Origin of the sequence: Pseudomonas sp. 2822-17, assembly GCF_002742485.1 — a bacterium.
GTDB classification, from domain to species: domain Bacteria; phylum Pseudomonadota; class Gammaproteobacteria; order Pseudomonadales; family Pseudomonadaceae; genus Aquipseudomonas; species Aquipseudomonas cyclaminis.
On record NZ_LJRZ01000738.1, the window covers coordinates 114,791 to 138,723 of the forward strand.

The 23,933-nt window shown below is 62.9% G+C and carries 21 protein-coding genes; 15 read left to right on the plus strand and 6 right to left on the minus strand.

The features are described 5' to 3' along the window. Nucleotides 1-59: 59 nt before the first annotated feature. The 3 genes from AOA60_RS24625 to AOA60_RS24635 are packed head-to-tail and all read right to left on the minus strand — an operon-like array spanning nt 60 to nt 4,517. Nucleotides 60-989 (minus strand): sulfonate ABC transporter substrate-binding protein, encoded by a 930-nt coding sequence (locus tag AOA60_RS24625; protein WP_099586528.1) that lies wholly within the window; start codon nt 987-989, stop codon nt 60-62. Then, entirely contained in the window at nt 986-2,317 is a 1,332-nt protein-coding gene (locus AOA60_RS24630; protein WP_099586529.1) for an LLM class flavin-dependent oxidoreductase, read from the minus strand. The genes AOA60_RS24625 and AOA60_RS24630 overlap by 4 nt, the downstream gene beginning before the upstream one ends. Nucleotide 2,318: 1 nt before the next feature. Continuing rightward, nucleotides 2,319-4,517 carry a TonB-dependent receptor gene (locus AOA60_RS24635; RefSeq protein WP_099586530.1) on the minus strand — a complete coding sequence of 733 codons (2,199 nt, stop codon included), beginning with the start codon at nt 4,515-4,517 and terminating at the stop codon, nt 2,319-2,321. A 208-nt stretch (nt 4,518-4,725) separates the two neighbouring features. On the opposite strand from AOA60_RS24635, the gene AOA60_RS24640 reads away from it, so the two are divergent. Together AOA60_RS24640 and AOA60_RS24645 are read left to right on the plus strand one after the other, a co-directional pair. Beyond that, entirely contained in the window at nt 4,726-5,748 is a 1,023-nt protein-coding gene (locus AOA60_RS24640; protein WP_099586531.1) for a LacI family DNA-binding transcriptional regulator, read from the plus strand. Nucleotides 5,749-5,777: 29 nt separating this feature from the next. Next, nucleotides 5,778-6,392, plus strand: coding sequence for a TetR/AcrR family transcriptional regulator (locus tag AOA60_RS24645; RefSeq protein ID WP_099586532.1), 615 nt, complete (start codon nt 5,778-5,780; stop codon nt 6,390-6,392). Nucleotides 6,393-6,458: 66 nt separating this feature from the next. Here the strand turns inward: AOA60_RS24645 and AOA60_RS24650 are convergent, their stop codons facing one another. Further along, a complete protein-coding gene (locus AOA60_RS24650) occupies nt 6,459-9,209 on the minus strand; it encodes a glycoside hydrolase family 3 protein (RefSeq protein ID WP_099586533.1) in 2,751 nt (916 codons plus the stop codon). Nucleotides 9,210-9,696: 487 nt separating this feature from the next. On the opposite strand from AOA60_RS24650, the gene AOA60_RS24655 reads away from it, so the two are divergent. The 12 genes from AOA60_RS24655 to gspD all read left to right on the plus strand — a co-directional run bounded on the left by AOA60_RS24655 (nt 9,697) and on the right by gspD (nt 19,913). Next, nucleotides 9,697-9,921, plus strand: coding sequence for a hypothetical protein (locus AOA60_RS24655; protein ID WP_099586534.1), 225 nt, complete (start codon nt 9,697-9,699; stop codon nt 9,919-9,921). A 192-nt stretch (nt 9,922-10,113) separates the two neighbouring features. Next, nucleotides 10,114-11,808: a type II secretion system ATPase GspE gene (gspE, locus tag AOA60_RS24660; RefSeq protein WP_178075420.1), complete on the plus strand. Its 1,695-nt coding sequence runs from the start codon at nt 10,114-10,116 to the stop codon at nt 11,806-11,808. After that, nucleotides 11,805-13,007 carry a type II secretion system inner membrane protein GspF gene (gspF, locus tag AOA60_RS24665; RefSeq protein WP_099586536.1) on the plus strand — a complete coding sequence of 401 codons (1,203 nt, stop codon included), beginning with the start codon at nt 11,805-11,807 and terminating at the stop codon, nt 13,005-13,007. The genes gspE and gspF overlap by 4 nt, the downstream gene beginning before the upstream one ends. A gap of 20 nt (nt 13,008-13,027) precedes the next feature. Then, the gene (gene gspG / locus AOA60_RS24670) at nt 13,028-13,444 is read left to right on the plus strand and encodes a type II secretion system major pseudopilin GspG (RefSeq protein ID WP_095185610.1); all 417 of its coding nucleotides are present in this window, start codon (nt 13,028-13,030) and stop codon (nt 13,442-13,444) included. Between the two features lie 3 nt (nt 13,445-13,447). Beyond that, nucleotides 13,448-13,879, plus strand: coding sequence for a GspH/FimT family pseudopilin (locus AOA60_RS24675; protein ID WP_099586537.1), 432 nt, complete (start codon nt 13,448-13,450; stop codon nt 13,877-13,879). Further along, nucleotides 13,876-14,238 carry a prepilin-type N-terminal cleavage/methylation domain-containing protein gene (locus AOA60_RS24680; protein WP_099586538.1) on the plus strand — a complete coding sequence of 121 codons (363 nt, stop codon included), beginning with the start codon at nt 13,876-13,878 and terminating at the stop codon, nt 14,236-14,238. The genes AOA60_RS24675 and AOA60_RS24680 overlap by 4 nt, the downstream gene beginning before the upstream one ends. After that, complete coding sequence (locus AOA60_RS24685) at nt 14,235-14,864, plus strand: prepilin-type N-terminal cleavage/methylation domain-containing protein (RefSeq protein ID WP_099586539.1); 630 nt, start codon at nt 14,235-14,237, stop codon at nt 14,862-14,864. The genes AOA60_RS24680 and AOA60_RS24685 overlap by 4 nt, the downstream gene beginning before the upstream one ends. Further along, complete coding sequence (locus AOA60_RS24690; RefSeq protein WP_099586540.1) at nt 14,861-15,586, plus strand: general secretion pathway protein GspK; 726 nt, start codon at nt 14,861-14,863, stop codon at nt 15,584-15,586. Before AOA60_RS24685 ends, AOA60_RS24690 begins: the two co-directional genes overlap by 4 nt. Then, on the plus strand, nt 15,583-16,602 hold the full coding sequence (locus AOA60_RS24695) for a PilN domain-containing protein (RefSeq protein WP_099586706.1): 1,020 nt from the start codon (nt 15,583-15,585) through the stop codon (nt 16,600-16,602). Before AOA60_RS24690 ends, AOA60_RS24695 begins: the two co-directional genes overlap by 4 nt. Next, nucleotides 16,577-17,188, plus strand: coding sequence for a type II secretion system protein GspM (gene gspM, locus AOA60_RS24700; RefSeq protein WP_099586541.1), 612 nt, complete (start codon nt 16,577-16,579; stop codon nt 17,186-17,188). The genes AOA60_RS24695 and gspM overlap by 26 nt, the downstream gene beginning before the upstream one ends. Further along, nucleotides 17,185-17,709, plus strand: coding sequence for a general secretion pathway protein GspN (locus AOA60_RS24705; protein WP_099586542.1), 525 nt, complete (start codon nt 17,185-17,187; stop codon nt 17,707-17,709). Before gspM ends, AOA60_RS24705 begins: the two co-directional genes overlap by 4 nt. Continuing rightward, complete coding sequence (gspD, locus tag AOA60_RS24710) at nt 17,706-19,913, plus strand: type II secretion system secretin GspD (RefSeq protein ID WP_099586543.1); 2,208 nt, start codon at nt 17,706-17,708, stop codon at nt 19,911-19,913. Before AOA60_RS24705 ends, gspD begins: the two co-directional genes overlap by 4 nt. Before the next feature lie 266 nt (nt 19,914-20,179). Here gspD and AOA60_RS24715 read toward each other — a convergent pair whose 3' ends face one another. Both AOA60_RS24715 and AOA60_RS24720 read right to left on the minus strand, forming a co-directional pair. Continuing rightward, nucleotides 20,180-20,701 (minus strand): GNAT family N-acetyltransferase, encoded by a 522-nt coding sequence (locus AOA60_RS24715; RefSeq protein WP_099586544.1) that lies wholly within the window; start codon nt 20,699-20,701, stop codon nt 20,180-20,182. Next, nucleotides 20,659-20,943, minus strand: a complete 285-nt coding sequence (locus AOA60_RS24720) for a DUF1778 domain-containing protein (protein ID WP_099586545.1) — start codon at nt 20,941-20,943, stop codon at nt 20,659-20,661. Before AOA60_RS24720 ends, AOA60_RS24715 begins: the two co-directional genes overlap by 43 nt. Nucleotides 20,944-21,524: 581 nt before the next feature. On the opposite strand from AOA60_RS24720, the gene AOA60_RS24725 reads away from it, so the two are divergent. Next, nucleotides 21,525-23,918, plus strand: coding sequence for a TonB-dependent siderophore receptor (locus AOA60_RS24725; protein WP_099586546.1), 2,394 nt, complete (start codon nt 21,525-21,527; stop codon nt 23,916-23,918). The last annotated feature ends 15 nt before the right edge of the window (nt 23,919-23,933 follow it).

Sequence of the window (23,933 nt, forward strand, 5' to 3'; positions counted from 1 at the left end):
AAAAAATGTGAGAGGGCGTTTGCCCCCGCTCACCACAACAGCCCATTTGCCATTGGATCTCAGTGGGCTTCGGGATTCCACACTGCCTGCTTCACCTCGATCGCCTTGGGCAGCAACCGGTTCTGGAAAAACAAATCCGCCGTTGCCTGCTGCGCCTGAATGATCCCCTCATCAATCGGCAAAATCGGCGAAGGCGGGCGGTTGTCCATATAGCGCGCAACCACGTCGGCGGGCAGGCCCATGAAGTGGGTCAGCACGTTAAGGCTGTCCTCGCGCTGGCTGCGGGTCAATGCTTCGGCGGCGGTCAACTCACCCAGCAGGTCATGCACGAACCCAGCATTGTCCCGCGCGTACTCACGCCGTGCGGTGTACACCGGCCCCGACAACCCCAGCCCTTCACCATTGGCCAGCACATGGCTCGGGCTTTGGCTCAACGCTAGGGACGAGTAGGGCTCCCAGATCGCCCAGGCATCCACGCTACCTTGCTCAAACGCGGCGCGGGCATCGGCGGGTGGCAGGTACACCGGCTGGATGTCCTTGTAGCTCAGGCCTGCTTTATTCAGCGCGCGCAGGATCAGGTTGTGGGAGCTGGAGCCTTTCTGGAAGGCGACCTTCTTGCCTTTCAGATCCGCCACCGAACGCAGTGGGCTGTCATTGCGCACCAGAATGGTTTCGGCGCTGGGCTTGGGTGGTTCGGCACCGATGTACACCAGGTCGGCGCCAGCGGCCTGGGCGAACAGCGGCGGGATGTCGCCGGTGGAGCCCACATCCAGTGCCCCCACGTTCAGCGCTTCAAGCATCTGCGGGCCGGCGGGGAATTCGATCCACTTCACGTCCGTCTGCGGGAAGCGTTTTTCCAACAGGCCATGTTCCTTGGCGAGGACCAGGGCGATGGAGCCTTTCTGGTAGCCGATGCGCAGGGCGGCGGGCGCGGCCGCCCACGCGGTCTGACTCATCAGCAGGGCCAATAACAGTGCTGGGACTTTCATGCTTGAGCCTCCTTGAAGCGATTTTTCGGGCGGGCCAGACCGAGGTTTTCGCGCAAGGTCGTGCCGCTGTATTCGGTGCGAAACAGTCCGCGTCGTTGCAGTTCAGGCACTACCCACTGGGCGAAATCTTCAAGCCCACCGGGCAGATGGGGCACCAGGATATTGAAGCCGTCCGCCGCGCCGTTTTCGAACCAGTTTTGCAGTTCATCGGCGATCTGCACCGGCGTGCCGATCAGGCTGTAATGCCCGCGCCCACCGGCAATGCGCCGGCCCAACTGCGCCAGTGTCAGTTGTTTGCGGTGGGCCAGTTCACTGAGCAATTGCTGGCGGCTGCGTTGCCCGCTGTCGGTCAATGGCAGTTCCGGCAGCGGCCCGTCCAGCGGGTAGCCGGACAGGTCGAAATTGCCCAGCATGCGCCCGAGCAATGCCACGCCGACCTCGGGTTCGACCAAGTCCTGGAAGGCCGCGAATTTTGCCTGGGCCTCGGCCTCGGTATGCCCGACCACCACAAACACGCCGGGCATGATTTTCAGCGAGTCCGGCGCACGTCCGTATTGAGGCAGGCGCCCCTTGAGGTCGGCATAAAACGCCTGGGCATTGCCCAGCGACGTCTGCGCGGTAAACACCACCTCGGCGGTTTGCGCCGCCAGATCGCGGCCGGTTTCCGACGAACCCGCCTGCACGACCACCGGCTGGCCCTGGGGCGAGCGCGCCACGTTCAACGGGCCTTTGACCCGGAAGTGTTCGCCTGCATGGTCGAGCACGTGCAGCTTCGCCGGGTCGTAGTAGTTGCCGCTGGCTTTGTCGCGCACAAAGGCGTCGTCTTCCCAGCTGTCCCACAGGCCCGTCACCACCTGATGAAACTCGCGGGCGCGGCGGTAGCGCTCGGCATGGTCCACGTGTTCATCACGGCCGAAATTCTGCGCCTCGGCAGCGGCGTCCGAGGTCACCAGGTTCCAACCCGCGCGCCCTCCCGACAGGTGATCCAGCGAAGCGAATTTGCGCGCCACGTGGTAGGGCTCGTTATAGGTGGTGGTTGCGGTGGCGATCAGGCCGATATGTTCGGTCACTGCACTCAACGCCGAGAGCAGGGTCAGCGGCTCGAAATGATCCGAGCGCGCCATATGGCTGGCGATCTCGCCGGTGGGCGTGGCAATGCTGTCGGCCACGAACAGCGCATCGAACCGGGCCGCTTCGGCCACCCGCGCCAGGTGTTTGTACTGGGCGAAATCCAGCCCTGCATTGGCCGGTACGTCCGGATGGCGCCAGGCGGCCACATGGTGCCCGGTGGCCATGAGAAAGGCGCCGAGTTTGAGTTGACGGCTCATGTCAGAAATCCTTGCGCAGTTGCACGCCGAAGTAACGTTCATCGTCACGGGGTACGGCGCGGTAGATGTAGTTGCCGCCGCTGGCCAGCAGCGGCGAGTAGGATTTGTCGGCGAGGTTTTTCGCCAGCAGCGCCACGCGCCAGCCGTTGCTGTAGTCGGCCAGGGCCACGCTGGCGTTCCAGATGCCGTAGGCGCCTTGCTTGGTGTCGAGGTTCTGGCTGATGTCGTACTGCACTTCGCTTTGCCAGCTGTAGTCGGTGCCCAGTTCGATATCCAGGCCGTTATCCAGCGGGATGGTGTAGTCGGCGCGTACGTAGCTTTTCCAGTCCGGGCTGTAGGGCAGCGGTTTGCCATTGACGTTGCAGGTGGCCGCCGCGCCCGCCGGGCAGGCGAATTCATCGATGCGTGCACGGGTGTAGGCCAGGGCACCGGAGAGCTTGAGTTGCTGGGTGGCCTGCAAGGCGTAATCCAGCTCGACGCCTTCGGTGCTGACGCTGCCGGCGTTGATCAAACGGGTCACCACTTGGCCGGCGACCGTGTCGAAAAAGTTGGCCTGGTAGTTGTCGTAGTCGCTGTGGAATACCGCCAGATTGGTGGTCAAGCGGTTGTTCCAGGCGGTGGCCTTGATCCCGGCTTCCCAGGTATTGGAGGTTTCCGGCTTGAGCGCATCGGTGTCGCGCGGCTGCATGTTGAAGAACACGTTGTAGGCCGGGCCCTTGTAGCCGCGTGAATAGGTCAGGTAACTGGTGACGTTATCGCTGATGTCGTACTGCACGCCGAGGCGGCCGGACCAGCCGTCTTCGTCTACCGAGCCGGAGCTGGAGGTGGCCGGTTGAATCCCGCTGACGGTGGTGGCCGAGGTGGACACACGGCGGTGATCGTATTTCAGATCGTCATGGGTGTAGCGCAGGCCGGCGATGCCGCGAAAGCGCGAGGTGAAGTTGAGTGTGGTTTCGCCGAACGCGGCGTAGCTGTCGCTGGTGGTGCTGTAGTCGGCGACGCCACGCTCGGTGCGGGTGGTGGTGGTGAGTGTGGTTGTAGTGAGTGCGCGCTGGTAGGTTTCTTCGTCCTTGCCGTGCATGTAGAACAGGCCGCCGACGTATTCCAGGAATTCACCCTTGGGCGAGGCCAGGCGCAGCTCTTGGGAGTATTGGTCGAAGTCCAGCTGACCCTTGTCGGCGGTGCCGGGGAACGCGGCGGTCACACTGCCGAGGCGGTCGCCGTCCTGGTACTGGGTGTTGTCCCAGCCGCGCCAGGCGGTGATCGAGGTCAGGGTGTAGTCGCCGAGGTTCCAGTCCAACTGGGCGGATAAACCTTTGTTGGTGTCCTGCACATGGCTGCGGGTGTCGGTGTTGATGTCGCGGTTGTCGCTGGACGCGCGCACCGGGCTCAAGGCGTTGCTGAAGGCCGGGCTCAGCGACTTGCTGACGACACCGTTCGGCGCGTCGTCGTGGGACTGCATGTAGTCGGCGATCAGGGTCAGCGTCATGTCGTCATTGGGGGTGAATTCCAGCTTGCCGCGAATGCCCTTGTGGTTGTAGCCGTTGACCTCCTGGCCGTTGTGCTGGTTGTCGACGTTGCCGTCGTAGCTGCCGAACAGCGTGCTGACCGAGCCCTTGAGCACGTCCGGCACCAGGCTGCCGCCGATGCCGAAGCGGGTGCGGCTTTCATTGCCGCTGTAGTAGGACTGGTCGATATAGCCGTGGGTCTCGGCGGTCGGCGCCTTGCTGGTGATATTCAGCACACCGGCCGAGGCATTCTTGCCGAACAGCGTGCCTTGGGGACCGCGCAGCACTTCGATGCGCTCCAGGTCGAGCAGGTCGAGGGTGGCCTGGCCGGGGCGCGCGTAGACCACGCCGTCGATCACCGTGGCCACGGTCGGCTCCACGCCAGGGGAGGTGGAAATGGTGCCGACGCCCCGCACAAACAGCGAGGTGTCCTTGTTCGATGCTCCCGTGCGGAAATTCAGCGACGGCACTTGTTGCGCAATGCTTGCCACGCCGTTGCGGTTGTCGCGCTCCAGTTGCTCGCCGTCCAGTACCGAGACCGCCACCGGGACTTTCTGCAGGGATTCTTCGCGCCGGGTGGCGGTGACGGTCACCGTTTTGAGGGTGGCTTGCGGCTCGTCGGCGGCAGCGGTGCCGGCCACTGGAAGCGCGGTCAGACCGGCAAGAAACAATAAGTGAGAGTGTTTGTGCATGCTGTGCCCGCTCAAAAGAAATGCCCTGGTCCGCTGCGGTTCTGCGACCGTCAGCGCCTGTGAAACTGTCGTGGGCATTCGCTTGAGCGAGTAGCAGACAGCGCGCTTTGTTAGCGCTAACATCGGCATTATTGTGAGCTCTGCTTTAGAGCGTCAAATACTTAAAAATTAGTCCTATATTCTTTTTGGTTGTTAACAGGGTTTACCCGTGAACGAAGACAAACCGCGCAAACGCCGTGGCGCCGGGCGCGTCACCTTGAATACGGTGGCGCGCCAGGCCGGGGTATCGGCGATCACCGTGTCGCGTTACTTCAACCAGCCCGAGCAGGTGTCGCCTGAACGGCGTGAACGCATTGCCCAGGTGGTTGCCGAGCTGGGTTATGTGCCCAACCTGGTGGCTGGCGGGTTGGCGTCGGCGCGTGGGCGGATCGTGGCGATGGTGATCCCGAACATCTCCGGGCCGATTTTTGCCAACACGATCCAGGGCTTCAGTGACACCCTCAGCCAGCACGGCTATCAACTGTTGCTGGCGTCGAGTTACTTCAGCGCCGAGCAGGAAGAAAGCGCGGTGCGGGCGTTTCTCGGCTGGTCGCCGGCAGCGTTGGTGCTGACCAGCCGCTTCCACAGCGCGGCCACTGAAAAGATGATCGCCGACGCGGATATCCCAGTGGTGGAAACCTGGGACTACGTGCCCGAACGCGCGCCGGTGCAGATCGGTTTTTCCCACTATCAGGTCGGCGTCACCGCCGCACGCTACCTGCATGACAAGGGCTATCGGCGCATGGCCTTTGTGCACAACAGCGTGGCGGGTGACTTCAGCGCCCAGGAGCGTGGCGAAGGCTTTGCCGCGACCCTGATCGAGCTGGGCCTGCAGCCCGAGGCGTTTGTCCCGGACGCCGACCGCGCAGCGTTCGACGCGGGCAGGCAGGCCATGGAAACCTTGATGGGCCGCGCCACACCGCCGGACGCGATTTTCTTCGCCAACGACAACCTGGCCGCCGGTGGTCTGCTGGCCGGGCAGCGTTGCGGGTTAAAGTGTGCGGTGCTGGGGTTCGGTGACTACCCGTTTGCCGAGATGCTGCTGCCGAGCCTGAGCACGATCAAACCGCCGGCCCTGGAGATCGGCGTCCTCGCGGCAACCCGCGTGCTGCAAAGCCTGGGCGTGTTGCCGCAGGCCGTACAGCGTTTGAACCTGTTGGACTGCCACTTGATCGAACGGGAAAGCGCCTGAGCTTTTCTGCCGCCCACAAGGATTTGCCCATGACCGAACCTGCCCCCAAGACCCGCCGTGCGCCCAAAGGTGAAAAACGCCGCGAAGAGCTGCTGGACGCTGCCTTGCAAGTGTTTTCCCTGGAAGGCTACAGCGGTGCGTCGATGGCCCAGGTGGCGGGCATTGTGGGGATCTCGGTGGCCGGGTTGCTGCATCATTTTCCCAGCAAGATCTCGCTGTTGATGGGCGTGTTGCAGCGGCGCGATGAGGTCAACCAGCGCATTGCCGATGAAGTGCGTGCGGAGAAATCCCTGAATGGTTTGCTCGGCAGCCTGCGGGCGATCAATCGCTCGAATGCCACGGCGCCTGGCGTGGTGCGCGCGTTTACCATCCTGAATGCCGAAAGCCTGCTGGACACCCAACCGGCGTGGGCCTGGTTCCAGGCGCGCTACGCGGCGATTCACCAACGCATGCAAGGGCAGTTTGCCGACCTGGTGGCGGCGGGGGAGGTGCGCGGTGATGTGGACATCGCCGGGCTGGTGGAGGAGATCCTGGCCATGATGGATGGCCTGCAGATCCAATGGCTGCGGTTTCCCGAGCAAGTGGACTTGGTGGCGCGCTTCGATACCTACATTGCGCGGGTCGAAGCGGCCATCCGAACCTGAGGCCAAACCTGGTCCAAATGTGGGAGGAGCAAGCCCCCTCCCACAAAAAGCACCTTCTGTTACCCGTCAGTTACCGGCAGCGCTGCCCTGGGTTGTGTCATCGCTCATGTCATAGCCATCACCGTCGCTGGTGCCGCCATCCCCTTCATTCTGATGCAGCACGCCGCCGGTTTTAACCGTCGATTCACGCAGCGTCGAATTAAGCGCCGAACGCGGCAGCGGGTTGCTGGTGGTGGTCGACAGTTCCTGGCGGAACGGGTTGACCAGCTTGGCGTTCAGGCGGATGTCCTGGGACGACGCGCCCACCGACAGGTTGAAGCTGTCAGCGTCCACCACCCATTGCTTGCTCTTGACGTCGTAGTAGGCCAGCGAGCGGTCGTTAAGCTCGATGGTCACACGCTTGCTCTCGCCCGGCTTCAGGAACACCTTCTTGTAGCCCTTGAGTTCCTTGAGCGCACGCTCGACTTTCGGGTTGTTCTGGCCCACGTACAGCTCGGCGACTTCGGCGCCTGCCACCTTGCCGGTGTTGGCTAGGTCAAACGACACCTTGATCGGCGCCCCTGCAACCGCCACCCCCGGCGTCACGCTGATGTTGCTGTAGCCGAAGGTTGTGTACGACAAGCCATAGCCGAACGGGTAGAGCGGCTTGATGCCTTTTTTCTCGTAGCCGCGATAGCCCAGGAACAGATCGTCCTTGTAGCTCATCTCGGCCAGGGTTTCCTGGTTGTCGAACTTGGGGAAAGTCGCGTAGATCGGGTTGTCTTCGATGTTGCGCTCGATGCTGATCGGCAGCTTGGCCGACGGGTTGACCTTGCCCAGCAGGATCTCCGCCAGCGCCTGGCCGCCGTTCTGCCCAGGGTAGAACGCATGCAAGGCGGCCGGTACCTGCTCGATCCAGTCGCTCATCTTCAGCCCGGTGCCGCCGTGCAGGGTGACCACGGTATTCGGGTTGACCTTGGCGATGCTCTGGATCAGTTGGCCTTGGAACTCCGGCAGGTCGAAGCTGTGGTCGAAGCCTTCACCTTCGTATTCATTGCTGTTACCCGCCGCCACCAGCACGGCGTCGTACTTGGCCAGGTCCTGAGGTGCGACCAGCGACGCCCAGCTCATCTGCACGCCCACCAGACCGCCCATGGTCGAGAGGTAGCCGTTGCGGCGCGAGTATTCGAGCTTGATGTCTACGGCTTTGCCGGCTTCCAGATTAACCTTGGCGAATACCGGAATGGTCGGCGGGATGCTGTTGTTGGGCAGCGGCTTGCCGTCACCGTTATCCAGCACTTTCTTGCCGTTGACGTAGAGGCGCACGGCACCGTCGGCGCGGACCTTGAACACTTGCTCGCCACTGACCGTCGGGGTGATCTGACCGCTGTAGCGGATCGAGGTGGCCGCCGTATCGCCGTTGACCGGCAGGCTGTCGGTGGACCAGTCCAGGTCGACATGGCGGTCGGTGCGGCTGGCCGCCGGGTCGCCGGACCAGTTGGTGTTGCTGAAGAACTCGGTCTTCACGCCCTTGACGCTGTTGCCGTCGTTGTCGGTGTGGGTCCAATTGGAGGCCGTCGGGTCCAGGGACAGGCCGTCGATAAACTCGACCTTGGCACCCGGCGCCAATTGCTGCAGGCCGCTCAGCTCGCTGATGTAGTTGGCCGCCATCACATTCGCGCTGCCGAAACCGGTGGGCGGTGCGTACTTGGCCAGGTTGCCGACCACCGCGATGGTCTTGACCTTCTTGGCATCCAGGGGCAGCAGGTTGTTCTGGTTTTTCAGCAGCACGATGCCTTCGCGCGCGGCGTTCAAGGCCACGCGGTTGCTGGTGGCGCTGTTCATGTTGTGGCTGGTCAGCGGCGCTTTGCTGTCGAACTTGTACAGGTAGATCTGCTTGAGGATGCGCCGCACCTTGTCATCGATGGTCGCGCTGCTCAGCTCGCCGCTGTCCAGGAACGGCTTGAGCACCGTGCTGTTCATCTGGTAGCCCATCATGTCCAGGTCGGTGCCGGCCTGTGCCGCCGGCAAGCCGTTGACCACGGCGTTGTAGTCACTCTGCACGAAGCCTGGGTAGCCCCATTCGGTCTTCAGGATGTCGCGCATCAAGTGTTTGTTCTGGCAGGCGAACTCGCCGTTCACCTTCTGGAACGCGCACATCATCATCGCCACCTTGCTGTTCTTCGAGGCGGACTCGAAGGGCGGCAGGGTCATCTCGCGCAGCACCCGCTCGCTGATGATCTCGTCGAGGTGGAAGCGGTTGCTTTCCTGGTCGTTGGCCGCGAAATGCTTGGCGTTGGCCCACACACCACGGGACTGGATGCCGTTGATCACCGCCGGCCCCAGGCTGGCGCCGAGGAACGGGTCTTCACCGGACAGGTACTCGAACGCACGGCCGCTGTAGGGCATGCGGTACAGGTTCACGCCGGGGCCGGTGACGAACTGATAACCGCCGCTGGCGGTGTCATAGCCCAGGGCGCGGCCCAGGTCGATGGCGCGGCGCGGGTTCCAGCTGGCGGCCAGGTTCGGGCCGGAAGGGTAGACCACGCCCTGGGCGTTGCCTTCACTGGTGTAGCGCACACCGACGCCGCCGTCGGCACCGTGGATCTGCGGGATGCCGTATTGGCTCAGCGGCTTGACGTCCCAGCCCCCGGTACCGCCGATGTAGGCGAGTTTTTCTTCCATGGTCATCTTCGCCAGGGTTTTGTCCGCAGCCTTTTCCGCACGGTTCACCCGGCCTTCGTCCAGGGCGGGGCTGGTGGCTGCATGCACCTGGGACACGGCCAGCGTCAGCAGGGCAAATGCCGACTGTGCACCGATCATTTTGCGTTTATTCATGGGTTTCTCCGACAACAGTTCAGTAAAAATAGGACGACGCTCGTCACTTTTTCGTGGGCAATAGTTCGCCTTGATCGCAATGTTTAACCGATGGCTAATTGCAATTACTTGGCGGATTTTGCAGATTCTGTAAGTTTAATAATTGTATTAGTTATTGTTATAGATGATGTCTTGGCGATATCACGAGATGGCATTTTGAACCGCGAAAACCGCATAATTAAGGCAATTCTTGCGGTTATAAGTCAAACAAAAGCTAATTTTTGCGTGAAATAAGAAATATTTCATTACGATTTTGAACTAAGGCTAAACCTACCAGTCGATTGGTTTAAGAAAATAGTTGCTGGCATGGCGAACTAGTGGCTTTGCTCGGTAGTTCTAAAAGGCCATGTTTTATACACGCTGTCATACACAACGCTTTGGTGTAGGGTCTTGAACCAATTCAAGGCGCCACTTGAGCGGTTCGCGTTTTTTTATCTGGAGAATGTTTATGAAGAAGTCCCTGCTGGGTGCCGGTTTTGTGCTGGGCGTTGCATTGAGCGGCGCGGCCGTTGCGGCTGAAGCCACCGACGCGGATGCCAAGTCCGGCACCGCCGATTCCACCGTGCTGACCCAGACCCATGACGCCAAGGCCGCGAAAAAACAGAAGGCCGAAACCACCAAAGGCGGGCGGCCGTTGAATGGCACCCAGAGCGCGCCGAAGACCTCAAACTAACGGGAAAAACGCAATCCCCTTGTGGGAGGGGACTTGCCCCCGATAGCGGTGTATCAGCCGGAGTATGCGGCAGCTGGTCCACCGCTATCGGGGGCAAGCCCCCTCCCACAGGGGTTCCCAGAGTCCTTCAGAACATAGCCCCTCAGATAGTCACCCATGCCAAGCCCCTCAACGCCCATCAACGCCTGCGACATGCACATTCCGCACACCGAACAGGTCTGCGCATGGCTGTTGCAGCACGCCGGCTTGAAAACCGTTGATCTGGAACGCGCTCGGCGCCTGTCCCAGGAGTCGGACGACGCCGAATTGCTCGGCCTGCTCACGCGGCTTGGGCTGGTCTCTGAAGTGGAACTGGCCCGCGCCTGGGCCGACCTGCTTGGCGCACCGCTGTTACTGGCGGACGCCGCGCCACCGTTGCTCGACCCGTTGCCTGCCTTGACCGAGCGCTTCATGCGCCATTATCAGGTGGTGCCCGTGGGCTGGAGCCAGGGCGGCTTGCGGGTGCTGGCGGCCAACCCGGCGCTGGTCTATCCGTTCCAGGCCATGGCCTATGCCTGCGGCGTGCCGGTGTGGCTCTCGGTGGGGCCGCGCAACGAAGTCGACAGCCTGATCGAGCGCTACTACGGCCAGGGCCGCTCGGCCATGGGCACCCTGATCGAAAACCTCGACGAGCAGGGCGGTGCGCTGGAAGACATCGAACACCTCAAGGACATGGCCTCCGAAGCGCCGGTGATTCGCCTGGTCAATCTGATCCTGCAGCGCGCGGTGGAACATCGCGCCTCGGACATTCATATCGAACCTTTCGAAAACCAGCTCAAGGTGCGCTACCGCATCGACGGCGTGCTGCACGAGGCCGAGGCGCCGCCGTCCAGCTCTTCGGCGGCGGTGATTTCGCGGGTCAAGATCATGGCGCGGCTGGACATCGCCGAACGCCGCCTGCCCCAGGACGGGCGGATCATGCTGCGTATCCAGGGCAAGGAACTGGATTTGCGCGTGTCCACGGTGCCCACCAGTTTTGGTGAATCGGTGGTGATGCGTTTGCTGGATCGCCAGACGGTGCAGTTCGATTTCCAGAGCCTGGGCTTCGACGGGCAGCGCCTGGAAACCTTCCTCGAAGTACTCGAACGCCCCCACGGCATCCTGCTGGTCACCGGCCCGACCGGCTCGGGCAAGACCACTACGCTGTACACCGCGCTGTCGCGGCTCAATACCGCCGAGCGCAAGATCATCACCGTGGAAGACCCGGTGGAGTACCAGCTCGAAGGCATCAACCAGATTCAGGTCAAGCCCGCCATCGGACTCGATTTTGCCGGCGCGCTGCGCTCGATCGTGCGCCAGGATCCGGACGTGATCATGATCGGCGAGATCCGCGACCTGGAAACCTGCCGCATCGCCATCCAGTCCTCCCTCACCGGCCACCTGGTGCTGTCCACCCTGCACACCAACAGCGCGGCGGCGAGTATCACGCGCCTGCTGGACATGGGCGTGGAGAGCTACCTGATCGCCTCGACCGTCAACGGCATCCTCGCCCAGCGCCTGGTGCGCCGCCTCGACCCGGCCACCCGCGAAGCCTTCGAAGCGCCGGCGGAATTGATTGCCGAACACGGCCTGGAGCGCTTTACCGAGCAGCGTCCGATCCTGCTCTATCGCCCTCGCGCCGACGCACCGGGCGGTGGCTACCACGGGCGCAGTGCAATCACCGAATTACTGGTGATGAACGAGGAACTGCGCAGCCTACTGATGCGCCAGGCAGACGCCGCCACGCTGGAGCAGGCCGCCCGTCGTGGTGGCCTGCGCACCTTGCATGAAGAAGGCCTGCGTCAGGCCGTGGCCGGGGTCACGTCCCTGGAAGAAGTGCTGCGCGTGACACGCGGGGAGGGCACGTGAGCCTGTTCAAATACCGCGCCCTCGACAGCCAGGGCACCCCGCACAATGGCACCCTGGAAGCCAAGGACCAGGACGCCGCCGTCGCCGCGCTGCACAAGCGCGGCTTGTTGTTATTGCACATTGATCTGGCCGGCGCCCAAGGGCTGCGCAACGCGTTTGGGCGCGGGCAGTTGAACGGCGCGGCGTTGGTCAGTTTTACCCAGCAACTGGCCACGCTGCTGGGCGCCGGGCAGCCGTTGGAGCGCTCCCTGGGCATCTTGCTCAAGCAGCCCGGCCAGCCCCAGACCCGTGCGTTGATCGAGCGCATTCGTGAACACGTCAAGGCCGGTCAGCCCTTGTCCAAAGCCCTGGAAGAGGAGGGCAGCCAGTTCTCGCCGCTGTACCTGAGCATGGTGCGTGCGGGGGAAGCGGGTGGCGCGTTGGAAAACACGTTGCGCCAGCTCAGTGATTACCTGGAACGCAGCCAACTGCTGAGGGGCGAGGTGATCAACGCGCTGATCTATCCGGCGTTCCTGGTGGTCGGCGTGCTCGGCTCCCTGGCGCTGTTGCTGGCGTATGTCGTGCCGCAGTTCGTGCCGATTTTCAAGGATCTGGGCGTTCCGATCCCGTTGATCACCGAAGTGATCCTCGGCCTGGGCCAGTTCCTCGGCGCCTATGGCCTGGCGGTGTTGGCTGGGCTGATCGTCGGCATCTGGGGGTTGCTCGCTCGCCTGCGTGATCCCCGACGGCGTGAACGCTACGACCGCCGTGTGCTGGGCATTCGCCTCATCGGCCCGCTGCTGCAACGGGTCGAAGCCGCCCGCCTGGCGCGCACCCTCGGCACCTTGCTCAGTAACGGCGTGGCCCTGCTGCAAGCCCTGGTCATTGCCCGCCAGGTCTGCACCAACCGTGCCCTGCAAGCGCAGGTCGCCCAGGCCGCCGAGTCGGTCAAGGGCGGCGGCACCCTGGCCAGTGCCTTTGGCACGCAACCACTGCTGCCGGACCTGGCCCTGCAAATGATTGAAGTCGGCGAACAGGCCGGCGAACTGGACAGCATGCTGCTCAAGGTCGCCGACGTGTTCGACGTCGAAGCCAAACGCGGCATCGACCGCCTGCTCGCCGCGCTGGTGCCGTCCCTGACCGTGGTCATGGCGGTGCTGGTGGCGGTGATCATGCTGGCGATCATGCTGCCGCTGATGAGCCTGACCAGCAATATATGAACCCCCGAGGACCCACCCCCATGCGCTCAAAACCTGCACGCCGCCAAAGCGGTTTCACCCTGTTGGAAATGCTTGCCGTCATCGTGCTGCTGGGCATCGTCGCGACCATTGTGGTGCGCCAGGTCGGCGGTAACGTCGACAAGGGCAAATACGGCGCGGGCAAAGCGCAACTGGCCAGCCTGTCGATGAAAATCGAAAGCTACGGGCTGGATGTCGGCTCACCGCCCAAGACCCTGCAGCAACTGGTCGAAAAACCCGGCAACAGCGCCGGTTGGGCCGGGCCATACGCCAAGCCGTCGGACCTCAAGGACCCGTTCGGCCATGCCTTCGGCTATCGCTTCCCCGGCGAGCACGGCGCGTTCGACCTGATCTTCTACGGCCAGGACGGCCAACCCGGCGGCGAAGGCTACAGCGCCGACCTGGGCAACTGGGAATAACCCATGGCCAGCGCCCAACGCGGCTTTACCCTGCTGGAGATGCTGGTGGTGGTCGTCTTGATCAGCATCGCGGCCGGGTTGGTCGGGTTTGGCCTGCAACAAGGTCTGCGCGCAGCGAAAGAGCGCCAGGCGGTGGGGCAGATCGTCGAGGCGCTGCGCAGCACGCGGGCGCGGGCGATTGTCAGTGGCACCACGGAAAGTACCGTTTTCGATTTGCGCAACTTGAGCGTCCAGGCGCCCGGTCGCCCGAAACAGCACTGGCCGGCCGGTTTGCAAGTGACCCTGCACACCGCCGAGCAAGCGGGCTCGGCAGTGGATTTCTATCCCGATGGCAGCTCCACCGGCGGCAACCTGCTACTGGCCAACGGCAGCCGGCGTTGGCGCATCGACATTGGCTGGCTGACCGGCAGCGTCCAGTCCAGGGCCCTGCCATGAAGCACCAGCGCGGTTTCACCCTGCTGGAAATGCTCGCCGCGCTGACGCTGATGGCGATCTGTAGCACGGTGCTGCTGGTCGCCTTTGGCCAAAGTGCACGCTCGCTGTTGCAGGTGGCCCATAGCGACCGCCTCACCCATGCGGCCTTGAGCGTGATGGATCAGGAGGGCACGGGCCCGCTGGCGAGCGGCACGCGCCAGGGCGAAATGGACGGCGTCGCCTGGCAACTGCGCATTGCCCAACAGCCGAGCCGCATCGGCCAGGCGCACCTGTTTCGCCTGGACCTGAGCGTCAGCGAAGGCCCGCGCCAGGCGCAGTTCAGCACCCTGAAACTGCGTGCTGCCGGGGCCGGTTTGTGAAGCCTCGCCAGCAGGGTTTTACCCTGCTCGAAATCATGATTGTGCTCAGCCTGCTGGGGGTGTTGCTGACGTTGGTTGGCGGCGCGTTGCTCGGTGCCAATCGCGCGGTGCTCAAGGCCCAGCGTTACACGGTCAGCCTGGACGAAATGCGTGCCGCCCAGCAGTTTTTGCGCACCGCCATCAGCGAGGCGTTACCGCTGGATGTGACCGAGGACGACAGCCAGGTCGATGGTTTTTTCACCGGCGAGCCGCAGCGCATGCAGTTTGTCGCGACCCTGCCCGGTGTGCTCGGCGGCGGCATTCAGCGTTTCACCCTGCAACTGACCGGGCCCGAGGCGCCGCGTGATTTGCAGGTGGCGTTCGCCCGGTTTGAGTCCCTGGCGCAAGTCAGCGTACCGGCCTCGCGCAGCGAGCCACAGGTGTTGCTCAGGGGCGTCGAAGACCTGCAATTGAGCTATCGCGGCCTGTCGCCCAAGGGTCAGGCCACCGGCTGGATCAGCGCGTGGCCGTGGCCCAAGCGCCTGCCCTACGCGGTGCGGATTGCCGCCCGGGTCAACGGTCCGGTGCCGTGGGTGACCCAGGTGGTGGCCTTGCGCTTGAACCTGTCCGGCGGGGCGCCCGAATGATCAGGCATCAACGCGGTGTGGCGCTGTTGCTGGTGCTGTGGGTGCTGGCCTTGCTCAGCCTGTTGCTCGGCGGATTGGCCGGCTGGGTGCAGTTGGAAACCCGCCAGGCCGCGTGGCATCGCCAGCATACCCAGGCGGTGCTGGCGGCAGAGGCGGGCGTGGCGCTGGCGATGCAAGCCGTGGCCGACCCGTCGCAGCGCAAGCAATGGATTGCCGACGGGCGTGAAATCCCGCTGGTGTTTGACGACGCGCAGTTGCACGTAAGCCTGCGCAGCGAGCGCGGCAAGTTGTACCTCAACAGCGCCGAGGTGGGCGATTTTGCTCGCCTGGCCCTGGCCTGCGGTGCCACCCAGGCCCAGGCCAAGCAATTGGCCAGGGACCTGGAGATGCGCCGCAACCAAGGCCTGGCGCCGTTTCGGGTGGTGGAAGAAGTCCGGCAGTTGCCGGGCATGACCCAGGCGCTGTACAGCGCGCTGGTGCCGGAAATCAGCCTGTGGAGTGGCCTGGACCGGCCCGACCCGGCCTTCGCCAGCCCGTTGATGCGCCACGCCCTCAACCTGCCACACGCCAGCGCGGTGGGTGCCGACCCCGGTGATGTGCTGGTGGTCAGCAGCCGCGCCCAACGCTCCGGCGGTTACCACGCCGAGCTGCAAGCCACGGTGTTATTGAGCCCCGCGCAAGGCAGCGCACAACCTTATCGAGTCCTACGTTGGCAAGAATGAATAAATACCTGGAGCCCGCCGTGCAGCGTTGGCAAGGCAGCCTGTTGCAACAGGGCTGGGACCTGTGGCTCAAGGAGCTGCGTGGCTGCCTGCCTGGCTGGTTATTGCCCCATGACATGCCCGAGCGCGTCTACCCATGGCCGCTCACTGCGCCTGTGCAAAAGCTCCCTGGCGAGGCACGCCAGGTGTTGTTGCTGGCACCAGACGCGGTGCTGGTGCAGAGCCTGCAATTGCCGGTGGCGGCCGCACGCAACCTGTCGACGGTAGTCGGCTATGAACTGGACCGCTTCACCCCGTTCGACGCCGCCCAGCTGTACTTTGTCGCCCGCCAGGAACGCCGCACAACCACCCATCTGCAGGTGACGCTGGTGGCAATCCTGCGCGAGCGCCTGGACCAGATCCTCGACGACTGCGCGGCCCTTGGCTTGCAACCCCACGCCGTAGATGTCTGCGACAGCGCCGGCGTGCCCATGGGCATCGACCTGTTGCCGGCGCCGTTGCGTCCGCGCCAGCGCCCGGCGGGCAAGGGCCTGCAACGCAGCCTGCCGTGGCTGTGCGGCGCCTTGCTGATTGCCGCCATGCTGCTGTGGCTCAACGATCGCCAGCGCGTACTCGACGCCATGCAACACAGCGTGCAGTCCCAGCGCGCCCAGGTCGCCGAAGTCCAGGCCCTGCGCCAGCAACTGCTCAATACCCGCGGCGCCGCGCAGTACTTGATCCGCCGCAAGGCCGCGCAGCCGCCCCTGGCCGCGCTGCTCAGCGAGCTGACCGCCTGCCTGCCGCCCGACACCTGGATCGACCAGTTGGAAGTCAACGACGGCGCCGACGTGTCCTTCTCCGGGCAAAGCGCCAAGGCCAGCGCGTTGATCACCCGCATCAAGAACTGCCGCAGCCTGGAAAACGCCCAGTTCGAAGGGGTGATCCAACCCGATGCGCAAACCGGCAAGGATCAGTTCTCCTTGCGCGCCCACCTGCACCAGGAGGCCGCCGATGCGCCGACAACTGACACCCCGTGAACGCCGTGGCGCCGCGTTGATCGCCCTCGCGCTGGTGCTCGGCGCCGCCTATTGGCTGTTGATCGACAGCTGGTTTGCCGGCCCGTTGCGCACCTTGGGCGAACAGGCCGAGCAACTGCGCGAACAGCAACAGCGCTACGCCGGCGTGTTGCGCCAGGGCGACAGCCTGCGCCAGCAACTCGAAGAAGCGCGCCAGGACCCGGCCAGCAGCACCAGCCTGTTGCCCGGCGATGACCCCAGCGCCGTGGCCGCCGACTTGATGCAGCGCATCGCCGACCTGATCAACAGCCGCGCCGGCCTCGGTGGCGGCTGCAGTCTGACCCAGCGCATGCCCATCACCCCTGAGCAGGACGATGCGGAGCCCTATCGCCAAGTCAAAGTCAGCCTGACCCTCAACTGCGCCATCGAGCCCTTGACCGCGATCCTGCATGAGCTGGAGTACCAGCGGCCGTTTCTGTTTGTCGATGAAATGAGCATCCGCCGCGCCCCGAACGCCCCTGCTAGTGGCGGCGCGGGCAAGCTGGTGGTGCACCTGTTGGTGCGCGGCTACCTGCAACCGGCCGCCGCCGCGCAGGTGCGCCGATGATCAGCACCTTGCGTCCCCTGGAATGGGGTTTGATCGGCGTGGCCGGGCTGTTGGGTGTGCTCATGGCCGGCATCCTCAGCAGCCTCGGCGACGCGCCGCAGTGGTTACCGCCGCCCGCGCCCGATAGCCGCGCCAATGCCTCGGCCAAGGTGCTGGTGGCCCCGAGCGCAACCCTGGACAGCCTGGCCGGTACGTGGCAGGCGCCGTTGTTCAGCCCCGACCGCAGCCCCGACCGCGCGGTGGGCCAAGGCGCTGTCTCCAGCCTGTCGAGCCTCACGCTGACCGGCATCGTCCTCGACGGTGACCTGCGCGTGGCGTTGCTCAAGCGCGCCGACGGCCCACCCTTGAAAGTCCACCAGGACCAGACCCTGCCCAACGGCTGGCGCCTGGAACACCTGACCCCCCGCGACGCCCGTTTCGTACTTGACGGCCGCAGCCAGACCTTGAGCCTGCGGGCCCTGCGTTTGCCGCCGCCGTCCAGCACACCGCCGATTACCCTTCCTCACGAGTCCACCCCTTGATCGATACTTTCCCTGGCGCCTTGCGCACCACCGCATTTTGCCTGGCCACCGCCGTCGCCCTCGGTGGCTGCGGGACATTCCCCGAGCACCTCGACCCGGACGACGCCCTGCTGCACGAAGCGATGCAGGGCACCGGCTCACAACGTCCGCCCGTGGACCCGGCCAGTGAACAGACCCCGGTCGACAACGGCCAGCCCCAGGCAAAAACGCCGCCTCAGCGCCAACTGATTCGCGGCAACCAGCAGTTCGTGCGCCAACCGGTTGCGGCGGCGTCTGCGAAGGAGGAGGGCGGCGGCGACATCGTGTTCAACTTTGCCGACCAGCCGATTGAAGCGGTGATCAACAGCGTGATGGGCGACCTGCTGCATGAGAACTACAGCATCGCCCAGGGCGTGAAGGGCAACGTCAGCTTCTCCACCTCCAAACCGGTGAACAAACAGCAGGCATTGTCGATTCTGGAAACCCTGCTGTCCTGGACCGACAACGCGATGATCAAGCAGGGCAGTCGTTATGTGATCCTGCCGGCCAACCAGGCGGTGGCGGGCAAGCTGGTGCCGGAAATGCGTGTGTCGCAACCGTCCAGCGGCCTGTCGGCGCGGCTGTTTCCACTGCGCTACATCTCTGCCACTGAAATGCAGAAACTGCTCAAGCCGTTCGCCCGGGAAAATGCATTCTTGCTGGTGGACCCGGCGCGCAATGTGCTGAGCCTGGCCGGTACCCCCGAGGAACTGGCCAACTACCAGGACACCATTGACACCTTTGACGTGGATTGGCTCAAAGGCATGTCCGTCGGCGTGTTCGGCCTGCAACGGGCCTCGGTGGCCGAGCTGATGCCCGAACTGCAAAAGATGTTCGGCCCCGACAGCGGCATGCCGTTGGCGGGCATGGTGCGATTCCTGCCGATCGAGCGCACCAACTCGGTGGTAGCGATTTCTTCGCAACCGCAATACTTGAGTGAAGTCGGCGACTGGATTCACACCATCGACGAAGGCGGCGGCAACGAGCCGCAAATGTACGTGTACGACGTGCGCAACATGAAGGCCAGCGACCTCGCCAAGTACCTGCGGCAGATCTACGGCAGCGGCGCGATCAAGGACGACACCCCGGCCAAGGTCGCCCCCGGTTTGCGCACCGCGACCTTGTCGTCGCCGGGCACCAACAGCACGTCCGGCAGCACACCGGGTGGGCTGAACACTACCCAGCCGGTGGTCGATGACGAAGCGCAGGAGCCCGAAGCCGAGGACAGCGCCGAACCGCAAACCACCGAAGGCGCCCCGGCCAAAAGCCTCGACGCCGGCACACGCATTACTGCGCAGAAAAGCAGTAACCAACTGCTGGTGCGCACCCGTCCGGTGCAGTGGAAAGAGATCGAATCGGCGATCAAACGCCTCGACAATCCGCCGCTGCAAGTGCAGATCGAGACGCGCATTCTTGAGGTCAAACTCAGCGGTGAACTGGACCTCGGCGTGCAGTGGTACCTGGGACGCCTGGCGGGTAATTCCACCAGCACCACCGTGGCCAACGCCTCCGGCAGCCAAGGTGCACTGGGCGGTGGCGGGGCCGGGTTGGGGGCGGCGGATTCGTTGTTCTATTCCTTCGTCAGCTCCAACCTGCAAGTGGCGCTGCATGCCCTGGAAACCAACGGCCGCACCCAGGTGCTGTCGGCGCCGTCGCTGGTGGTGATGAACAACCAGCCGGCGCAGATTCAGGTGGGGGACAACATTCCCATCAGCCAGACCACTGTGAATACCGGTACTTCAGACACCACGTTGAGCAGTGTTGAATATGTGCAGACCGGGGTGATTCTGGATGTGGTGCCGAGGATCAATCCGGGTGGGTTGGTGTACATGGATATTCAGCAGCAGGTCAGTGATGCACAGGACCAGGCGTCCACTGGCAGCGATACGCCGACGAACCCGCGTATCTCCACGCGCTCGGTGTCGACCCAGGTGGCGGTGCAGAGTGGGCAGACGGTGTTGTTGGGGGGGTTGATCAAGCAGGACAACGCGGAGTCGGTGAGTGCGGTGCCGTATCTGGGCAAGATTCCTGGGTTGCGGTGGTTGTTTGGGAATACCAGCACGTCCAAGGATCGGACCGAACTGATCGTTTTGATTACACCTAGGGTGATTACCAGCAGCAGCCAGGCCAGGCAGGTGACGGATGATTATCGGCAGCAGATGCAGCTGTTGAAGCCGGCTAACTGAAGGAACGTGGTCAAAAGTGTGGGAGGGGGCTTGCCCCCGATAACGGTGTGTCAGTTGATGCAGACGGTGACTGAACCACCGCTATCGGGGGCAAGCCCCCTCCCACATTTTTAACCGAGTACACCAGACACACACACACGCGGCCTGACAGCCGACCAGAATGTTGGATCTGACCGAGTACATATCCGTTGCTGCGGTAACGGCTATCTACGGATTATCCTGATGAAGTTGCGTAGAGACCTATGTTGCGATGGCAATGTCATTGGCTAGCGAAGCGGCAACATCAACGTAATCGGCGATAGCCCTGGGCACGGTATGAACCCTGCGTACTTGGTATAAAAGCTCGAAAGGCGCTCGTTCAGTGGATGAACAATCAGTGCGCTGGACCCGATGGCATTCGAGGCGCTGATGGCGCGCTCAATGGCGTCCTGCAGCAGATCGATGGCATAGCCCTGGCCTTGAGCCGCTTGAGTAATACCCATGCGCCCCAGCAGGGTTACAGGATGAACGCTTGGCGAATTGCGTTGATGGTTCTTCGGGGCGACATTCGCGCGGGCGATGGAACCACTCGAGAGCGTGTAATACCCCATGACAATCGAGGTGTCCTTGCGGCAGACGACGTAAACCACAGCTTGTTTGGCTGCCTGAGCCTTACGCGCCTGCCTTTGCAGGTAATCGTCGATCGACCGTTCACCTGAATCGAATTGATCCAGGATGTGTTCGCCGTTCAGCTTTTCGGGGGCCCTCAGCTCCACCTTTTGGGTCTTTCGAGAAGTTGATGCAGGCATTCGTTACCTCGTATCGGGTTGGCATCCATGGCCTGTTCGAATGCGTCAAATGCGACGTCGTCAAGAAGGAACAGACGCTTATCCAGGATGACTTCTTCTGCTTTTTGGCAAGCAGCCTCCAGAATGAAGCTGGTCCGATCCCGACCGGACAGGGCCGCCGCCAGATCGATCAGGTTGCGCTTTCTTTCGTCCGCTCTCATGTTGATCGGAACGGGTTTGGGTTTTTCAATAATTGCAGCCATGCTGGGTTCCCACCTTGGAAGGGTTGTTTTCAGGTCTTAGCCTCCTCGGGTGGATAGTAAGGTGCCTGTGTATCTTATGTCTATACGAGTATATCTGTTGGATATACGTTTCTGCGTGTCAGATAGACGTTCAACTGCGCTTTCAATCCGCCGAAAACGCAGCAATTCTCCATAAACTCATTGCCTGTTCCTGATTGAATTCTCCCTTCAATGCGTTGTTGATCATGCTGGATCCCAGAAAAACATTATTTAAATGAATAAAAAATATAAAAATAATAAAATTAGAGAATATTAGATTATACCAAAACAGCATTATATTTCCCCAACCCATTCCGTTATGTTTGATCGCAACAGCCTACCCCTGACCTCGGATGGTACCCAGCGTAATCAAGATTCTGCGCGCCATAACCGGGTGATCATCCCCCGCAGCAGAATCGTTGGAAGGGAGTTCAACGTATGTTGCCAATTCAACCCCCGCACTCGCCCTAACCCCAAATCGCCGCAACACGCCCAAAAAAACCGAGCACCGCGCCCCGCCGCGTGAGTGCCCGACTTCGCGAATTGGAAAGACAGGCACGCCCATGAAGCAAACGCTGAAACCCACCACCCTCCTGACACTGGCCGTCCTGGCCAACGCCGCCCACGCCCAGGACGACAGCACCCTGTCCACCGTGGTGGTCACCGGCAACCGTGGCGCCGAGCAGCGCACGGTCACCAGCAGCCCGGTGCCGATTGATGTGGTCAGCGCCAAGCAACTGCAAAGCACCGGCAAGCCCGGTTTGATGGAGGCGTTGAGCGCGGTGATCCCATCGCTCACCCTGCCGGAAAAAACCGGTTGGGACGCCAGCGGCATTGCCCGCGCTCCCAACCTGCGGGGCATGAGTGCCGCCGAAGTGCTGGTGCTGGTCAACGGCAAACGTCGCCACACCGCGGCCACGTTGAACATCAACGGCATCAACACTGGCGCCGCGCCGGCCGACCTGGACCTGATCCCCATCAGCGCCATCGACCATGTGGAAGTGCTGCGCGACGGCGCCGCCGCGCAGTACGGCTCCGACGCCATTGCCGGGGTGATCAACGTGATCCTCAAGGCCGATACCAGCGGCACGTCGGTGACCAACGCGGGCCTTGGCTACGACGGCAAAAAGCAGACCGTGCAACAAAGCCTCAACAAGGGTTTTGAAATCGGCAACGGCGGCATCGTGCAACTGGCACTGGATGCGCGCAGCCAGAACGATGACAACAAGGCCAGCGCCAACGGCTACACCTATGCCCAAGCCTATGAGCAGGCGGGGCGTTCCACCTATGGCGGCTACGGCACGCCGAAGACCAACCTGCTGACCCTGGGCTACAACGCCGAGCTGCCGATCGACGACGATTTGAGCCTGTATTCGTTCACCACCTATTCGCGGCGCAAGGCCGAGCAGGGGCAGAATTTCCGCCTGCCGACCATCACCAACACCATCACCACCGGGCCCAATGGCTACCCCGGCGGCTACACGCCGACCTGGTACATCGACGAAGACGACTTCCAGGCCGCGTTCGGCGGCAAAGGCACCGTCGGCGAGTGGGACTGGGATTTGTCCACCACTTACGGGCGCAACGAAGCGGAGCAGGGCACCACCCATAACCAGAACCCGTCGTTGGGCGAGGCCACGCCGAACAGCTTTACCTCCGGTACCTGGATCAGCACCGAGCTGACCACCAACCTCGACTTCAAGCGCGGCTTCGATATCGGCCTGCAAAAGCCGCTGGATGTGAGCTATGGCTTCGAGCATCGGCGCGATACCTATGAAGTGCAGGCCGGTGACTACGAGTCCTACGCCAACGGTGGCTACTGCGTGGCGCCGGGCAATTGCGCCTCAAGCGGGGCGCAGGTCACCAACGGCATTTCACCGGATGAAGAAAGCAGCGCCTCGCGCAACAGCCTGGCCAGCTACGTCGACGTGGGTTTCAACCCGGTGCCGGACTGGTACGTGGGCACCGCGTTTCGCTACGAGCATTACAACCAGGGCGTCGGCGCCACCCGCAGCGGCAAGTTGACCACCCGCTACGATTTCACACCGCAATTCGCGGTGCGTGCCACGGTAAGCAATGGCTTCCGTGCGCCGTCCCTGGCCAACAGCCTGTTCAGTGCGCGTTCCACCACCTATGGCGTGGTGGACGGGGTGTATCAGTCAATCAACTACGGCGTGCTGCCCACCGGTTCGGCGGCGGCCCAGGCCCTGGGCGCCCAGGATCTGAAGCCCGAGCGCTCGACCAACTTCAGCCTCGGTTTCACCCTCACGCCCACCGACCGCCTGAGCTTCACCGCCGACGCCTACGTGATCAACCTGCGTGACCGCATCACCCTGACCGGCACCTTGCTCGGCCCGGAAATTACCCAGGTGCTGCAAGGCAACGGCATCACCTCCACCTCCGGCGGCCAGTACTTTATCAACGGCGCCGACACCCGCACCAAAGGCCTCGATCTGGTCGGTAACTACAGCCAGGACCTGGGCCAATACGGCGCGCTGAAGTGGACCGCAGCGTTCAACTGGAACCAGACCAAAATCCTCAACTACAAGGAATCCACCACGATCCTGGGCACGTCCTACGACCTGATGGATCGCCAGGCGCGCAACCTGATCACCGGCGTGCAGCCCAGCACCAAGCTGATCCTGGGCGGTGACTGGAGCATCGGCCGCTTCAACCTCAACCTGGCCTTGACCCGCTACGGCGCCTACAAAGAGGTCAACGTCTCTGCCGACCGCAGCCTCGACCGGGTCTACGCGGCCAAGTGGATCACCGATCTCGACCTTGGCTACAACCTCACCAAAGACCTCAACGTGGCCATCGGCGCCAAGAACCTGTTCGACGTCTACCCCAAGAAACAAGGCGTGCCCAGCAGCACCATGGTCAGCAGCTACGGCACTTATTCGCCCTACGGATTCACCGGCGGGTACTACTACACCCGCTTGACCTATGCCTTCTGAGGCCGAGGAATACAC

What these genes read in the sequence shown, in the direction of transcription:
- AOA60_RS24655 (WP_099586534.1), top strand. Translation starts at nt 9,697, where the DNA reads ATGAAGAAGTCCCTGCTGGGTGCCGGTTTTGTGCTGGGCGTTGCATTG.
- AOA60_RS24675 (WP_099586537.1), top strand. Translation starts at nt 13,448, where the DNA reads ATGGCCAGCGCCCAACGCGGCTTTACCCTGCTGGAGATGCTGGTGGTG.
- AOA60_RS24680 (WP_099586538.1), top strand. Translation starts at nt 13,876, where the DNA reads ATGAAGCACCAGCGCGGTTTCACCCTGCTGGAAATGCTCGCCGCGCTG.
- AOA60_RS24625 (WP_099586528.1), bottom strand. Translation starts at nt 989, where the DNA reads ATGAAAGTCCCAGCACTGTTATTGGCCCTGCTGATGAGTCAGACCGCG.
- AOA60_RS24645 (WP_099586532.1), top strand. Translation starts at nt 5,778, where the DNA reads ATGACCGAACCTGCCCCCAAGACCCGCCGTGCGCCCAAAGGTGAAAAA.
- AOA60_RS24705 (WP_099586542.1), top strand. Translation starts at nt 17,185, where the DNA reads ATGATCAGCACCTTGCGTCCCCTGGAATGGGGTTTGATCGGCGTGGCC.
- gspE (WP_178075420.1), top strand. Translation starts at nt 10,114, where the DNA reads ATGCACATTCCGCACACCGAACAGGTCTGCGCATGGCTGTTGCAGCAC.
- AOA60_RS24635 (WP_099586530.1), bottom strand. Translation starts at nt 4,517, where the DNA reads ATGCACAAACACTCTCACTTATTGTTTCTTGCCGGTCTGACCGCGCTT.
- AOA60_RS24650 (WP_099586533.1), bottom strand. Translation starts at nt 9,209, where the DNA reads ATGAATAAACGCAAAATGATCGGTGCACAGTCGGCATTTGCCCTGCTG.
- gspG (WP_095185610.1), top strand. Translation starts at nt 13,028, where the DNA reads ATGCGCTCAAAACCTGCACGCCGCCAAAGCGGTTTCACCCTGTTGGAA.
- AOA60_RS24695 (WP_099586706.1), top strand. Translation starts at nt 15,583, where the DNA reads ATGAATAAATACCTGGAGCCCGCCGTGCAGCGTTGGCAAGGCAGCCTG.
- gspM (WP_099586541.1), top strand. Translation starts at nt 16,577, where the DNA reads ATGCGCCGACAACTGACACCCCGTGAACGCCGTGGCGCCGCGTTGATC.
- AOA60_RS24630 (WP_099586529.1), bottom strand. Translation starts at nt 2,317, where the DNA reads ATGAGCCGTCAACTCAAACTCGGCGCCTTTCTCATGGCCACCGGGCAC.
- AOA60_RS24725 (WP_099586546.1), top strand. Translation starts at nt 21,525, where the DNA reads ATGAAGCAAACGCTGAAACCCACCACCCTCCTGACACTGGCCGTCCTG.
- AOA60_RS24715 (WP_099586544.1), bottom strand. Translation starts at nt 20,701, where the DNA reads ATGCCTGCATCAACTTCTCGAAAGACCCAAAAGGTGGAGCTGAGGGCC.
- AOA60_RS24690 (WP_099586540.1), top strand. Translation starts at nt 14,861, where the DNA reads ATGATCAGGCATCAACGCGGTGTGGCGCTGTTGCTGGTGCTGTGGGTG.
- AOA60_RS24720 (WP_099586545.1), bottom strand. Translation starts at nt 20,943, where the DNA reads ATGGCTGCAATTATTGAAAAACCCAAACCCGTTCCGATCAACATGAGA.